13 protein-coding genes and 1 tRNA gene are annotated in these 14616 nt (G+C 62.9%); 11 read left to right on the forward strand and 3 right to left on the reverse strand.

The window, feature by feature from the left end; translation table 11 throughout:
* Positions 1–49: 49 nt before the first annotated feature.
* The 4 genes from ychF (at position 50) to ACODSR_RS18945 (ending at position 3898) form a co-directional block, all read left to right on the forward strand.
* Positions 50–1150 carry a redox-regulated ATPase YchF gene (gene ychF / locus ACODSR_RS18930; protein ID WP_489078157.1) on the forward strand — a complete coding sequence of 367 codons (1101 nt, stop codon included), beginning with the start codon at positions 50–52 and terminating at the stop codon, positions 1148–1150.
* A 78-nt stretch (positions 1151–1228) separates the two neighbouring features.
* Positions 1229–1744 carry a DNA-deoxyinosine glycosylase gene (locus ACODSR_RS18935; protein ID WP_489078158.1) on the forward strand — a complete coding sequence of 172 codons (516 nt, stop codon included), beginning with the start codon at positions 1229–1231 and terminating at the stop codon, positions 1742–1744.
* Between the two features lie 85 nt (positions 1745–1829).
* Positions 1830–3380, forward strand: a complete 1551-nt coding sequence (locus ACODSR_RS18940; RefSeq protein WP_489078159.1) for an alkaline phosphatase D family protein — start codon at positions 1830–1832, stop codon at positions 3378–3380.
* 50 nt (positions 3381–3430) lie between these two features.
* Entirely contained in the window at positions 3431–3898 is a 468-nt protein-coding gene (locus ACODSR_RS18945; RefSeq protein WP_489078160.1) for a MaoC family dehydratase, read from the forward strand.
* Positions 3899–3954: 56 nt separating this feature from the next.
* Here ACODSR_RS18945 and ACODSR_RS18950 read toward each other — a convergent pair whose 3' ends face one another.
* Both ACODSR_RS18950 and mutL read right to left on the reverse strand, forming a co-directional pair.
* Complete coding sequence (locus ACODSR_RS18950; protein ID WP_489078161.1) at positions 3955–4443, reverse strand: hypothetical protein; 489 nt, start codon at positions 4441–4443, stop codon at positions 3955–3957.
* 4 nt (positions 4444–4447) lie between these two features.
* A complete protein-coding gene (gene mutL / locus ACODSR_RS18955; protein WP_489078162.1) occupies positions 4448–6229 on the reverse strand; it encodes a DNA mismatch repair endonuclease MutL in 1782 nt (593 codons plus the stop codon).
* Positions 6230–6402: 173 nt separating this feature from the next.
* On the opposite strand from mutL, the gene ACODSR_RS18960 reads away from it, so the two are divergent.
* From ACODSR_RS18960 to ACODSR_RS18985, 6 genes are all read left to right on the forward strand, one after another.
* Positions 6403–7449 carry a rod shape-determining protein gene (locus ACODSR_RS18960; protein ID WP_006957952.1) on the forward strand — a complete coding sequence of 349 codons (1047 nt, stop codon included), beginning with the start codon at positions 6403–6405 and terminating at the stop codon, positions 7447–7449.
* Between the two features lie 30 nt (positions 7450–7479).
* On the forward strand, positions 7480–8394 hold the full coding sequence (gene mreC / locus ACODSR_RS18965) for a rod shape-determining protein MreC (RefSeq protein WP_489078163.1): 915 nt from the start codon (positions 7480–7482) through the stop codon (positions 8392–8394).
* On the forward strand, positions 8391–8918 hold the full coding sequence (mreD, locus tag ACODSR_RS18970) for a rod shape-determining protein MreD (RefSeq protein ID WP_489078164.1): 528 nt from the start codon (positions 8391–8393) through the stop codon (positions 8916–8918). The genes mreC and mreD overlap by 4 nt, the downstream gene beginning before the upstream one ends.
* Positions 8915–10993 carry a penicillin-binding protein 2 gene (gene mrdA / locus ACODSR_RS18975; RefSeq protein ID WP_489078165.1) on the forward strand — a complete coding sequence of 693 codons (2079 nt, stop codon included), beginning with the start codon at positions 8915–8917 and terminating at the stop codon, positions 10991–10993. Before mreD ends, mrdA begins: the two co-directional genes overlap by 4 nt.
* A complete protein-coding gene (gene rodA, locus ACODSR_RS18980) occupies positions 10990–12102 on the forward strand; it encodes a rod shape-determining protein RodA (RefSeq protein WP_489078166.1) in 1113 nt (370 codons plus the stop codon). Before mrdA ends, rodA begins: the two co-directional genes overlap by 4 nt.
* Positions 12103–12225: 123 nt before the next feature.
* Positions 12226–12301, forward strand: a tRNA-Lys gene (locus ACODSR_RS18985).
* A 296-nt stretch (positions 12302–12597) separates the two neighbouring features.
* On the opposite strand, the gene ACODSR_RS18990 is transcribed toward ACODSR_RS18985, so the two are convergent.
* Positions 12598–13209: a S24 family peptidase gene (locus ACODSR_RS18990; RefSeq protein ID WP_489078167.1), complete on the reverse strand. Its 612-nt coding sequence runs from the start codon at positions 13207–13209 to the stop codon at positions 12598–12600.
* A 120-nt stretch (positions 13210–13329) separates the two neighbouring features.
* Between ACODSR_RS18990 and ACODSR_RS18995 the strand changes: the two genes are divergently transcribed.
* Positions 13330–14442: an IS110 family RNA-guided transposase gene (locus ACODSR_RS18995; protein ID WP_489078168.1), complete on the forward strand. Its 1113-nt coding sequence runs from the start codon at positions 13330–13332 to the stop codon at positions 14440–14442.
* Positions 14443–14616: the final 174 nt, after the last annotated feature.

The following is a 14616-nucleotide window of genomic DNA, read 5'->3' on the forward strand; positions in this document are numbered from 1 at the left end:
CTGAAACCGCTATCGGGCGCGCCATCGGATATGAAGTGAAGGCAGTCAAATGGGTTTTCGTTGCGGTATCGTCGGGCTTCCCAATGTGGGCAAGTCCACCCTGTTCAATGCGCTGACCGAGACGCAGGCGGCGCAGGCGGCGAACTATCCCTTCTGCACGATCGAGCCGAACGAGGGCCGCGTGGCCGTGCCGGACCCCCGGCTGGAGACGATCGCCAAGATTGGCGGGTCGCAGAAGATTATCGAGACGCAGCTTGCCTTCGTGGACATTGCGGGTCTGGTGCGGGGCGCGTCCAAGGGCGAAGGGCTGGGCAACCAGTTTCTGGCCAATATCCGCGAGACCGACGCCATCGTCCATGTGCTGCGCTGTTTCGAGGATGACGACATCACCCATGTCGAGGGCAAGGTCGATCCGATCGCCGACGCCGAGACGGTCGAGACCGAATTGATGCTGGCGGATCTGGAGAGCCTGGAAAAGCGGGTGCCGAACCTGCTCAAGAAGGGCGCGCAGGGTGACAAGGAAGCCAAGGCTGCCGCCGCTGTGCTGGGCCAGGCGCTGGAATTGCTGCGCGATGGCAAGCCTGCTCGGCTGACCAAGCCGCGTGACGAGGAAGAGGAACGGCTGTTCGCGCAGGCGCAACTGCTGACGGCCAAGCCGGTGCTGTATGTCTGTAATGTCGAGGAAGCTGCGGCGTCCGAAGGCAATGCCTTTTCCAAGCGGGTGTTCGAGAAGGCGGCGGCGGAAAATGCCAGCGCCGTCATCGTGTCGGCGGCGATCGAGGCGGAACTGGTGACCATGCCGGTCGAGGAACGGGGCGAATATCTCGAAGCCCTGGGCCTGACCGAAGCGGGCCTGGCGCGGATCATCCGGGCGGGGTATGAATTGCTGGGCCTGATCACCTTCTTCACCGTGGGGCCGAAGGAAGCGCGCGCCTGGACCGTGCATAAGGGGTCCAAGGCGCCGCAGGCGGCGGGCGCGATCCACACCGATTTCGAAAAAGGCTTCATCCGCGCCGAAACCATGGCCTATGCCGACTATGTCCAGTTCAATGGCGAGGCCGGGGCCAAGGAAGCGGGCAAGTGGCGGTCGGAAGGCAAGGACTATGTCACGCAGGATGGCGACATCATGCTGTTCCGGTTTAACGTGTAAACTTCGTCCGTCGCCCCAGCGCAGGCTGGGGCCTCGTGAGGCAGCGCGCGAACGCCTGAGACCCCAGCCTGCGCTGGGGTGACGGTTTGGGAGGGTGCGATCCAGCGCAAGGCAGCCTTTCCACCCAGCGTCGATGCTGACACCCGGTTGCTGATCCTGGGCAGCCTGCCGGGCGATGTGTCGATCGCACGGCAGGAATATTATGCCCATCGGGGCAATGCTTTCTGGGCGTTGATTGGTGATGTGCTGGGTGAGGAATTGGTTGGACAGCCCTATGCGCTGCGGCTCGCGCGGTTGCGGGCGCGGGGTGTGGGGCTTTGGGATGTGATGGCCAGTGCCACCCGGCCCGGCAGTCTGGACAGCGCGATCAGCGATGCGGACATGCGCGATCTAAGCACTTTCGTCGCCGCTCTGCCTGCGTTGCAGGCGGTGGCGTTCAACGGCAAGATGGCGGCGCTGCACGGGCGGCGGCAATTGGGCGCGCGGGATGACCTGACGCTGATCGACCTGCCCTCCTCCAGCGGCGCTCATGCGACATTGTCACGCGCGCAAAAGGCGCAGGCGTGGCGGGTGCTCTGCGGCTGGATCGTCTGAGGGGCTGCATATCTCTGTCATATTGCGCGGCTAGATCAGCAGGCTAAGAGACAGTTGTAAAACAGCTTCACAGAAGGTCGCCGCCATGTTTTCCCGTCGCCAGTTACTGACCGTTGCCACCACTGCGCCGCTGATCGGCGCGCCTGCATTGTTGAAGGCGCAGAGCTGGTTTGCGGGCTATCCCTTCGCCTTGGGGGTGACGTCGGGTGATCCGGCGGCGGACGGCTTCGTCATCTGGACGAAGCTCGCTCCCAAGCCGTTCGATCCGCATGGCGGAATGCCGATGGTGCCGCTGCCGGTGAAATGGGAGGTGGCGAGCGACGACCGGTTCAAAACGATCGTGGCATCGGGCGAGGCAACCGCGCGGCCGGAACTGGGCCATAGCGTCCATGTCGATGTGGCGGGATTGCAGCCTGATCGCCCCTATTGGTATCGTTTTTCGCTGGGCAGCGACCAGTCGTCGCGCGGGCGCGCGCGCACCTTGCCGCTGGCGTCGGCCAGCCCCTCTGCCCTCAAATTCGGCGTGGCGGGCTGCCAAAATTATGAGGATGGGCTGTTCACCGCCTTCCGCCATCTGGCGCGCGAGGATGACCTGAATTTCGTCTATCATTATGGCGATTTCATCTATGAATATAAGCAGCGCGGGCCGGACTATGACAAGGACGGGCTGCCGGAGGACCAGATTCGCCATCATATCGGCCAGGATTGTTTCGACGTGGCGGACTATCGGCTGCGCTATGCCCAATATCTGAGCGATTATGATTTGCAGGCGGCGCGCGCCAAGCACACATGGTTTTCGACCTTCGATGATCATGAGGTCGAGAATAACTGGACCGGCGACCGCAACTGGAAGGATGTCCCGCCGGAGATATTCCGCCTGCGTCGTCAGGCGGGATTGCAGGTCTGGTATGAATATATGCCGGTGCGGGCGGCGATGCTGCCGCGCGATGGCATTATCACCAATATGTATCGGGAAGCGCGCTTTGGCGATCTGCTGTCGATCGACTTTCTCGACACACGATCCTTCCGCAGCGACCAGCCATGCGATGACGGGTTCAAACCCTATTGCCCCGGCATTGACGACAGCAAGGCGCAGGTGATTTCCGCCGAGGAGGAAAGCTGGCTGATGCGCAACATGACGCGCGGGCGGACGAAGTGGAATTGCCTGGCGCAGCAGGTGATGATGATGTCGCTCGACCGGCGACGCTATGCGGACGAGAAGGCGAAAATCTATAATATCGACAGCTGGGCCGGCTATAGCGCGCCGCGCAACCGGTTGCTGGGCAAGATGCGCGGGCTGGACAATGTCGTGGTGCTGACAGGCGACGAGCATCAAAATTTCGCCGGGCTGCTGGACAATGGCGACAAGACGGTGGCGGTGGAATTTGTGTCCACCTCGATCTCGTCGGGCGGCAACGGATCGGACCGGCGGACTGGCAGCGATGTTATGCTCAAAAACAACCCGGAGCTGAAATTCATCAACGACCAGCGCGGCTATCTGGTTTGCGAAGTGACGCCCGACGCCTGGACGACCAAGGCGCGGGTGATGGATCAGGTGTCCGCGCCCGGCGGCGCGATCAGCACGCGGGCGACGATGACAGTGCCGCGTGGCCAGCCCTCGCTCCAGATCGGCTGACATTGACGTAAACGTAAGCTGGCAGTAGGTCCGTTGCGAAAGGAAATGCCATGACGGACGCGACGGTCTATTTCGAGGATGTAGAGGTGGGCGACAGCTTCGCCTTCGGCCCGCTGACGGTGAGCCGGGAGGAGACGATCGCCTTTGCCGCGGAGTTCGACCCGCAGCCGTTCCATTTGTCCGACGAGGCGGCGGCGGCTACGCATTTCGGCACATTGTCGGCCAGCGGGTGGCACAGCACAGCCTTGATGATGAAAATGTTTGTAGCCGAAATACAGCGCAATCCGGGGCGGCAGGCGGCGAGCCTGGGCGCGATGGGCGTGGACGAACTGCGCTGGCTGCGCCCGGTGCGCCCTGGGGATACGCTGCGCGGCACCAGCGAGGTGATCGACAAGAAAGCGTCGCAAAGCCGCCCGGAAATGGGGATTGTGCGCAGCAAGGTGACGATCTTCAATCAGGACGACAAGCCGGTGCTGTCGATGATCCCGATCGCGATGTGGCGGACGCGGCCGGTTTGAATTTGGGATAGGGGGCGCGCTCTTTTATCCTCCCCTGGGGGGGGGATTTTGTAAGGCTATTCGACCGGCTGGTTCGCCTTCGCGTCCGCCGCCATTACCCGGACGGTTGCGGGCTTCGATCCGGCGATCTGCACCAGATGCCGCCCGGCTGGCAGGTCGAACCAGACGATCTTGCGGATGCCGGAGCAGGCCGGGCCATGGCCATGTTCGGTCGAGGCGACGGTGGTGGTGCCGGTCACGACATCGACCCAGGCTGGGCTATCGAGCGCAATCCCGACCCGCGCGGCTTGTTTGAGCGACAGGGTGAAGAGGCCGCCATGCCCCTCCTTTGCGCCATTGCCCGGCGGCGTAGCGAACTGGACATGGGCGGCGGGCGTGAGGGTTGCGACGACCGGCTTGCCCAGAATCAGCGTGGGTGCGCCATGGGCTTGTGCGCCAGCCCTGGTCTGACCGCTCTGGGTCCAACTGGTCCAAGGTTCGGCCAGTGGTGCCGGGGTGGTGCATTCCGTGGCAGCGACCAGTAACAAGGCAGCGAGGATGGTCATCGGATCACTTCCTTCCGAACAATTTTTCTATGTCGCCATGGCCCAGCTTCACCCAGGTCGGGCGGCCATGGTTGCATTGGCCGGAGCGCGGCGTCACTTCCATTTCGCGGAGCAAGGCGTTCATTTCCGCGACGCTCAGGACGCGGCCTGCGCGGACTGATCCGTGGCAGGCCATGGTCGCGGCGACGAGGTCGAGGCGCTCTTTGAGCGACAGGGCGCTGTCATAGGCGGCGAGATCGTCGGCAAGGTCTGCGACCAGCCCCTGTACGTCGGACTGGCCGAGCATCGCCGGGACCGCGCGGACCAGCATCGCTGATGGGCCGAAGCGTTCCAACTCCAACCCGAAGTCGCGCAATTCTGCGGCGCGGGCTTCCAGCCGGTCGCAGGCGGGTTCTTCCAGTTCGACGACTTCCGGGAGCAACAGCGCTTGCGATGCAACCCCCTGCCCCTCCATCGCCCGGCGCATCCGTTCCAGCGTCAACCGTTCATGGGCGGCGTGCTGGTCGACGATGACGAGGCCATCCTCCGCTTCCGCGACGATATAGGTGCGTGCGACCTGGCCGCGGGCGACGCCGAGCGGGAAGCTCTGGCCTTCGGGTGCGGGGGCCATGGCGGGTTCGGCACGGGCCTGGGGCGGCGGGGTCATGAAGTTCGACCGGCGATCGCCGAAGGAGGAGGCCGACGGGTTGTAGCTGACCGATGCGGCGTCGAAGATAGGCATCGCGCCGATGGGCGTTGGCGAGACGGGTTCGGCGCGCCAGGCGGAAAGTGAGGCGGGATCGGCGTTCTGGACCGAACGAAAGCCCTGTTCGTCGAGCGCGCGGCGCAGGCCGGAGACGATCATGCCCCGGATCATCGTGGGATCGCGGAAGCGCACCTCGGTCTTGGCGGGGTGGACGTTGACGTCCACGTCGAGCGGCGGCACGTCGAGGAACAGGGCGACGACGGGATGCCGGTCGCGTGCCAGCATGTCGGCATAGGCACCGCGCAGCGCGCCGATCAGCAGCCGGTCGCGCACCGGGCGGCCATTGACGAACAGATATTGATGATCGCCAACGCCCCGATTGTAGGTGGGGATGGACGCGACGCCAGAGAGGCGGACGCCTTCGCGTTCCAGGCTGACGATGACATGGTTTTCCGCCAGCGCCCGGTCGGTAAGCGCGGCCACCCGTTCCTCCCGCGCGTCGCCCGCCTGCACGCCCAGCGTGCGGCGACCGTCATGTTCCAGTGCGAAAGCGACGGCGGGATGTGCCATTGCGAGACGGCGGACGATGTCGAGACAGGCGGCATATTCGGCCTTGGCCGAGCGCAGGAATTTGCGGCGGGCCGGGACTTTGGCGAAGAGCTGTTCGATGGTGACGCGGGTGCCGGGGGGGAGCGCGGCTGGTCCCTCCGCCACCAGTTGGCCATTATCGACCGTGCGGTTCCAGCCGTCGCCCCCCTGCCGCCGGCTGTCGATCGACAGGCGGGCGACGCTGGCGATGGACGGGAGCGCTTCGCCACGAAAACCCAGAGTGGCCACATTTTCAATGGCATGGTCGTCGGGCATTTTGGACGTGGCGTGCCGCTCCAGCGCCAGCGCCATATCCGCCGAATCCATGCCACTGCCATCGTCGCTCACCTCGATCCGGTCGAGGCCTCCGTTGGACAGGCGAATGGCGATGCGAGTCGCGCCAGCGTCCAAAGCGTTTTCGACGATTTCCTTGAGCGCGCTGGCGGGTCTTTCGACCACTTCACCGGCAGCGATACGATTGACCAGATGTTCGGGCAGGCGGCGTATTGACATTGATTAGGGACTAGCCCAATCGGTCGCTTTCCGCGACCCGCGACGCCAAATATTTTGCACTGCACAGGATAACTGAACAGGGCAGAAGCCATGCGGCGCAGCGGACGAACGGAACAGCTTTCCGACCGGTCCCCAGTCGCGTCGCGGGGACGGCGGGCGATACAGGATAAGGCATGTCGATCTTCTCGCGTCTCTTCAAATTCACTTCGCAGGATATGGCCATTGACCTGGGCACCGCCAACACGGTGGTCTATGTGCGCGGTCGCGGCATCGTATTGAACGAACCGTCAGTGGTGGCGGTCGAAACGCTGAACGGTGTGAAGCGGGTGAAGGCGGTCGGCGTCGATGCCAAGCTGATGATGGGCAAGACCCCGGATTCGATCGAGGCGATCCGGCCCTTGCGGGACGGCGTGATCGCCGACATCGATGTCGCCGAACAGATGATCAAGCATTTCATCACCAAGGTGCATGGCGGCAAGCACAGCCCCTGGCGCGCACCTGAAATCGTGATCTGCGTGCCGTCAGGCTCCACCAGCGTAGAGCGCCGCGCCATTCGCGATGCAGCCAGCAACGCCGGCGCGCGGCAGGTGTTCCTGATCGAGGAACCGATGGCCGCCGCGATCGGTGCCGACATGCCCGTGACCGAGCCGATCGGTTCGATGGTGGTCGATATTGGCGGTGGCACGACCGAAGTGGCTGTGCTGTCACTGCGCGGCCTGGCCTATACCACCAGCGTCCGCGTGGGCGGCGACAAGATGGACGAGGCGATCGTATCCTTCGTACGTCGCCATCATAACCTGCTAATTGGTGAAGCGACGGCGGAACGGATCAAGAAGCAATATGGCATCGCCCAGTCGCCCGCCGATGGCGTGGGCGAGACGATCCATATCAAGGGCCGCGACCTGGTGAACGGCGTGCCCAAGGAAATCAGCATCAATCAGGGCCAGATTGCCGATGCGCTGGCCGAGCCGATCAGCACCATCGTGGAAGGCGTGCGGATTGCGCTCGAAAATACCGCGCCTGAACTGGCCGCCGACATTGTCGATCAGGGCATCGTCCTGACAGGCGGCGGCGCGCTGTTGAAGGGGCTGGACGACGAACTGCGCGACGAGACCGGCCTGCCCGTCACCATCGCCGAAGATCCGCTGACCTGCGTTGCGATCGGCACTGGCCGCGCGATGGAAGATCCGATCTTCCGGGGTGTATTGCAAACCGCCTGATCGGTAGGCCAGAGCGAAAGGGACGCGGTGATGGCGCGGCCACCCAGCCGCCGCCCCGGACACAACCGGAAGGCGCAATATAGCCTGTTCGCCAGCTATGTGGTGGCGATCACCGGCGCAGCCATCGGGCTGTTGCTGGTTATCGTCGCGATTTTCGATCCCACAGGTTTTGCAGGGATTCGCGCGGTCACGGCCGAAGTGACGCGCCCTGTGTCGGCGGGCCTGAAAAATATGGTGAGCGGGGTCAGCTCCGTCGATGAGGTTCTGGCCGCTTATTGGCGTGCTGGATCGCAGAATGTGGCGCTGCGCCGTCAGGTCGAGGCGGACCGCAACCGGATCATCGAAGCCAAGGCGGTGGCGCAGGAAAATGCGCGGCTCAAAAAGTTGCTGAAGCTGGTGGACGAAGATGCCAGCCAATTGCTGACGGCGCGGCTGATCAGTTCATCGTCCAGCAGTGCGCGGCGTTTCGCGCGCCTCAACGCGGGCCGCTGGCAGGGGGTCAAGCCGGGGATGCCGGTGCGCGCGACCGAGGGGCTGATCGGGCGCGTCCACAGCACCACGCCCAACACGTCCGACGTCCTGTTGCTGACCGACACCGGCAGCATCGTGCCGGTGCGGCGAGCCAGCGACAATATCCCCGCCATTTCGACCGGTGCTGGCGATGGATCCTTGGAAATCCGGGCGCTGTCGGCGGGGCGCAATCCGTTCAAGCCGGGCGACCTGCTGGTCACATCGGGCATTGGCGGCATTTATCAACCCAATATCCCGGTCGCGGTGATCGTGCGGGTGCAGGGTGAGATCGCCTGGGGCTTCCCGCTCGCCAACCCCTCGCGCGTCGATGCGGTCGTGGTCGAGCGCGCCTATGAGCAGGTCGTGATCCGGCCCGATCCTGCCGTACCCACCCCGACGCAGGGCGCTGAGCCGGGTAACGCCGCGACGCCATGATCGACCGGCATCTCTACCATGTGCCACGCCTGGGGCGGAACCCGTCCCGCTTCCGGCTGGCGGGCATCCCGGTGATCACCGTCATGCTGGGATCGACGGTCACGGCGCTGCCGCTGATCGCGCAATCGCCGGTGATGCCGCCCTTTGGCCTGCTGGTGCTGCTGTCCTGGCGATTGCTGCGCCCGGAATTGTGGCGGGCGTGGATCGGGCTGCCGCTCGGCTTGTTCGACGATGTGATGAGCGGCCAGCCGATCGGGTCCGCCATGTTCCTGTGGACAGTCATGCTGATGGGCATCGACGTGATCGAACATCGCATGATATGGCGCAGTTACCGGCAGGACTGGTTGATCGCCGGTTTCGCCATTATGTTCTGCATGGCCGGTGGGTTGTTCTTTGCCCGCATCACCGGCGGAGGCGATGTGAGGTTCCTGTTGGTCGCGCCACAGATGCTCTGGACGATATTATTGTTTCCCTTCGTCGTCCGGCAATGCGCGCGGATCGACCGCTGGCGCGTGATGGCATGAAATTTCCCGGCCCCAAGCACAGGATCATTACCGAAGCCGCCCAATCCTTTACCTTCACCCGCCGCACCATGGTGCTGGGGGCGATACAGGGAGGGATCGGTGCGATGCTGGCCGCGCGGATGGCGTGGATCAGCATTGCGGAGAATGAGAAATATACGCTGCTGTCGGAGAGCAACCGCGTCAACCTGACGCTGATTCCGCCACGCCGCGGCTGGATCATCGACCGCAACGGGCGGCCGCTGGCGAATAATCGCACCGACTTTCGCGTCGACCTGATCCCGCAACGGGTGGTGGATGCCGATGCGACGGTGAAGCATCTGGCGCAATTGCTGAGCCTGGAATCGGACGAGGTCGATCGCATCCGCGAAGAACTGGACAAATCTGCCGGATTCCGCCCGGTGCAGGTCGCCGACAAGCTAACCTACGACCAATATGCCGCCGTCAGCGTGCGCCTGCCCGACCTGCCCGGCGTTGCGCCCAGCCAGGGCTTTTCGCGCCATTATCCCGCCGGGTCCACAGTCGGCCATCTGCTGGGCTATGTCGGCGCGGCAACGGCGGAGGAATATAAGGAACGCAAGAACCCGCTGCTGATCACGCCGGGCTTCAAGGTTGGCAAGGACGGGCTGGAGCGCGCGTTCGACGAGCATCTGACCGGTCAGCCCGGTGCCAAGCGGGTGGAAGTGACCGCGCGCGGCAAGATCGTGCGTGAACTGACGACCCGGCCCGACACGCCGGGCCATTCGATCAAGCTGACGATCGACGCGGGGCTCCAGGAATATGCTGGGCGGCGGCTGGCGACCCAGAGCGGATCGGTGGTCGTGGTGGACTGCGCCAATGGCGATGTGCTGGCCATGGCGTCGATGCCCAGTTTCGACCCCAACAGCTTTTCCGACGGCATCAGCCAGCTGGAATGGGCGATGCTGTCGCAGGACGACCATGTGCCGCTGCGCAACAAGACGTTGCAGGGGCTGTATCCGCCGGGATCGACGGTGAAGCCGATGGTGGCGCTGGCGCTGCTTGAGGCTGGCATCGGGCCGCAGGAGACGGTCGGGTGCGCTGGCGCGCTGCGGGTGGGCAATACGCTGTTCCACTGTCACAAGCGGCGCGGCCATGGCGCGGTCAATATGCGCACGGCGATCGCCCAGAGCTGCGACATTTATTTCTACCAGATGGCCCAGCGCATCGGCATGGACCGGATCGCGGCGATGGCGCGGCGGTGCGGCATGGGGCAACGCTTCGACCTGCCCTTCCCTAGCCAGAGCTATGGCACGGTGCCGGACCCGGCCTGGAAGCTGAAGAAATATGACCAGAAATGGCAGGTTTACGACACGGTGAACGCCACCATCGGTCAGGGCTATATGCTGATCAACCCGTTGCAGATGGCGGTGATGGCGGCGCGGCTGGCGACCGGCAAGCAGTTGATGCCCAATTTCCTGCATGGCGCGAAACGGCCTGCGCCGTCGTCCGTCGGTGCGTCGGAAGAGCATCTGGCGATCATTCGTGACGCGATGAGCGCGGTGGTGAATGGTGGCGGCACGGGCGGGGCCGCGCGCATGGCCATTCCCGATGTGCTGATCGCTGGCAAGACCGGCACGGCGCAGGTGCGGCGCATCACCATGGCCGAGCGCGCAGGCGGGGTGCGGCGCGACGCCTCCCTGGCGTTCAAGCTGCGCGACCATGCGCTGTTCCAGGGGTTCGCGCCGTTCGACAATCCGCGCTATGCGGTCGGCTGCATCATCGAACATGGCGGGCATATGATCCGCAATGAGGATGCGCCGATGATCGCGAGCGATACGCTATCCTATCTGTTCGATCCCAAGAAGGCGATGGAGAAGCTGGAGACGCTTGAAAAAGGCTGGGGCGGCACACCGACCGAACGGCAGGCGCGGCAGATGGGCGCATTCCGCCTGGCCCGCGCGATCGAGAAAGGCGAAGTGCCGCCGCCGGTCGCCGACAATGCCAGCAATGCGGCGGAGGCATCCAACAGCGCCGCGCAACCGCCTGCGCCCGCAGCGCGCGATGAAGCAGATGACGTCCCGCCACCGCCCGGCAGCAATGTGGCAGACGCGCAATGAGTATCATCCCCAAACCCATCACCCAATTTCCCTGGCGCGTCATGGCGCTGCTGCTTGCCATTGCAGGCTTTGGCACCCTGGTTCTGTACAGCGCCGCCAATGGCAATATCTTTCCCTGGGCGGTCAACCAGTCGGTGCGCTTCTGCATCTTTTCCGCCATGGCGCTGGTGCTCAGCCGCATTCCATTGGAAATCTTCGCCCGCTTCGCCTTCCCTGCCTATTCTGTGGTGCTGATTTCACTGGTCCTTGTCGAGCTGATCGGTGGCGTCAGGGGAGGCAGCCAGCGCTGGATCAATCTGGGCTTCATGCAGCTTCAGCCGTCCGAATTTATGAAGCCGATCATCGTGCTGGCGGTCGCCCGCTTCTATGCGCGGCTGCCGGTAGGGGAAATCCGCAGCTGGAACGCGATCTGGCCCGCGCTGGTGCTGATCGGCGTGCCATGGGCGCTGGTGTTGGTGCAGCCGGATCTGGGCACTGCGACGATGATCCTGGCGGGCGGTGTGACCGTGATGTTCCTGGCCGGGCTGCCGCTGCGCCTGTTCATCGGATCGGGGCTGACTGTGGCCGCGATCGTGCCGATCGCCTTCAGCTTCCTCCACGACTATCAGCAAAAACGCGTCCTCATCTTCATGGACCCGGAAAGCGATCCGCTGGGCGCGGGCTATCATATCAGCCAGTCGAAGATCGCGATCGGCTCCGGCGGCATCTGGGGCAAGGGCTTTCTACAGGGGTCGCAAAGCCATCTCGACTATCTGCCTGAAGGCCATACCGATTTCGTGTTCGCCACCATGGCGGAGGAATGGGGCATGGCTGGCGGTCTGTTGCTGATCGGCGCGTTCATGCTGCTGTTCCGCTGGGGCCTGCGCGTGGCGATGCGCACGAGCGACCGCTTCGCCCGGCTGGTCGCGGCGGGGCTGACCACGACGATCTTCTTCTATGTCGCGATCAACCTGATGATGGTGATGGGGCTGGCCCCGGTTGTGGGCATCCCCCTGCCCTTCATGTCCTATGGCGGATCATCCATGCTGACGGTCATGCTGTGCGTGGGCATCATCATGGCGATCGACCGTTCCAACAGCCGCGCCAGCAACCCCGGCAACTGGGGCTGAAGCCGCCCCACGCAATATTTCTGCGCCGCAACGCAATTTAGGGTTTGCGAATCCCGATGACGCTGCTAATTGCCCGCCCACGCCAACGGGTACTGGTCATCCAGACCGCCCGATTGCCGGTGTGGACGCATAGCTCAGTTGGTAGAGCAGCTGACTCTTAATCAGCGGGTCCTAGGTTCGAGCCCTAGTGCGTCCACCACCTTCCCCTTACTTTTCAATCAGATACGAAGCTCGCCGGATCGGGCGGTTGAGAGCATTTTTGCGCTAGGTAGCTCTCTAGGTAGCAGCGCGCTAATTCGGCGCTGCGGCTGCTCAGCCTCCGCACATCAGCGTTCACGGTGAAAGATTCATGGCCTGCGCTTTGTCCGACTGCGCTTGAGCGAGTCGTCGTTTCACCTCCCAGCCAGCGCGACTGCTACCCATCTTGCTCCGCACCAGCATCGCACGCTGGGATGGCCGCTTAGAGCCTCAGGCAGCGCGGTGTCATAATGACAGCTAGGCCACCCGAGCTCCGATCCAGATCACCCGGCCGACAATATCGACGCCCTTGCGCTGGATGCCCTGCCAGCTCGGATATGCGGGGTGGTCAGTAAGAACGGTCAGACGGTTCTTCGTTGGGTCGATCGCTATCCGCCTCACGAAGATTTCAGAAGACCCACGGATGGCATAAAGGCCTTCACGCACGCTCTCCTGGATGCGAACTCGTCTAATCATCACCTCGTCGCCATTGCAGAGGGTCGGCTCCATCGCCTCACCAACAATTGGCAAGATTGCGGCACTGGCTGGCTGATCACACAGCCGCCCTAGCCAAGCCGCATCAACCAGCCGCCATTGTGAGCGTGAATCGTTACCTATCCCGTTCAGCAAGGGGACTTTGACTATCGAGCGCTGCCCGACTGTTGGCCCCTCCTTTCCACCCAGCACCTCTACGGGAACGTCAAAATGCAATGCCAGCAGTGCTATGTCGCTTTGGTCAAGGCGGGCTGGAGAACCTCGTTTGATGAACTGCTGGATGTACGCCGAGTTTCTCCCGAGGAGGCGTGAGATCGAAGCGTAGGTCTCTCCTCGCTCGCTGATTAGGCCATCCAACGCCTCCCGCGGCTCCATCCTATCATCTCCTTCAATTTCCTACCTCTATATCACATGCCGGAGGACGAACCCTAGTCGAACAGCCCCGACAAGGTCAGTAGGGCAAGCGAAGGAAGCAAACGCCGCACGGGAGCAAAAATGCCACGGCACCTGCGCTACTGGGTCGGCCTCGACGCCGGCCACCTGGAGACTGCGGTCTGCCTCGTCGATGCCGAAGGACACGTATTCTTCGAGGCTATAACTGAGACCCGCGCTGCTCCGATAAGAGATATCCTTCGACGGTTCGGCGTTGAGCCAGTCCAGTCCGTTACGATCGAGGCCGGTGTCGGCACTCAAATGGTTCGGGATCTCCGTTCGTTCGGGTTTCCCGTTCAAGTCGTCGACGTTCGCAAATCAAGCAAATTCCTGGCGATCCGACGTCAAAAGACTGATGCGAACGATGCCAAAGGTCTCGCTGAGCTTGGCCGACTGGCGCAGTCCTTCGGTCCCCATGTTTTCATCAAACCGGTGGAGCACCAGGACATCCGGATAATGATCAGCATCCGTCGAACCCTGCTAAAGCATCGAGCCAGGACGGATGCGCTGCTCCAGTCCATTTTCAGATTGCACGGTGCCAGCATCAAGCTCCTGAATGGGCGAGGATCGCTCGCGGCTGAAGTCGCGAACCAACTCAGGCTTTTGAGCACCAACGGCGTGACGATCCGCGTCGATTTGGATCCTCTGGTCAGGATGGGAGAAGATCTGCGCTCTCATATCTTGGATATGGATCGAAAGATGCGCACAATGGCCGCCAGCATCCCGGTTTGCGCCAGATTTCAGACAATTCCTGGCGTTGGGACAATCACGGCGCTGTCATTTTACAGCGCCGTAGGGGACCCATACCGATTTAAGAACAATCGAGATGTCGGACCTTATCTCGGCCTCACGCCGAATCTATATCAATCCGGCGTCACTGCGCGCCGTGGCCGGATCAGCCGATACGGAAACAAGCTGACCAGATCGCACCTAATCACAGCAGCCACCGTACTGCTTCGCACAATCAAAACCGAAAGTACGTTGCGCACTTGGGGCCTGCAACTGGCAACCAAAATCGGATTTCTTAAAGCTCGCGTTGCCGTCGCAAGGAAGCTCGCTGTGATCATGATGGCAATGTGGAAGACGGGCGCCTCGTTTGATCCGGACAAATCGAAACCGCGGTTCCTCCAGACGGAGGAGGCAGGCTTGGACCCCGTACGTATTTCTGGGACCTAGATCCCGTTGTAGGTAATTGGGCCAAGCCTGCCGTCTGATCCCGCTGCCGGCGGCGTTGTGTAAAGCGTCAAGGCTGACCCATTATCCGCCAATTCAGCTTTAGGGCATCAAGAATGACACCTTATGCGCCCACGGGATTCAATGCGGACCGGGCAGCAACCCTTCCGATCGATG

This window comes from Sphingobium sp. FG125, assembly GCF_057809795.1.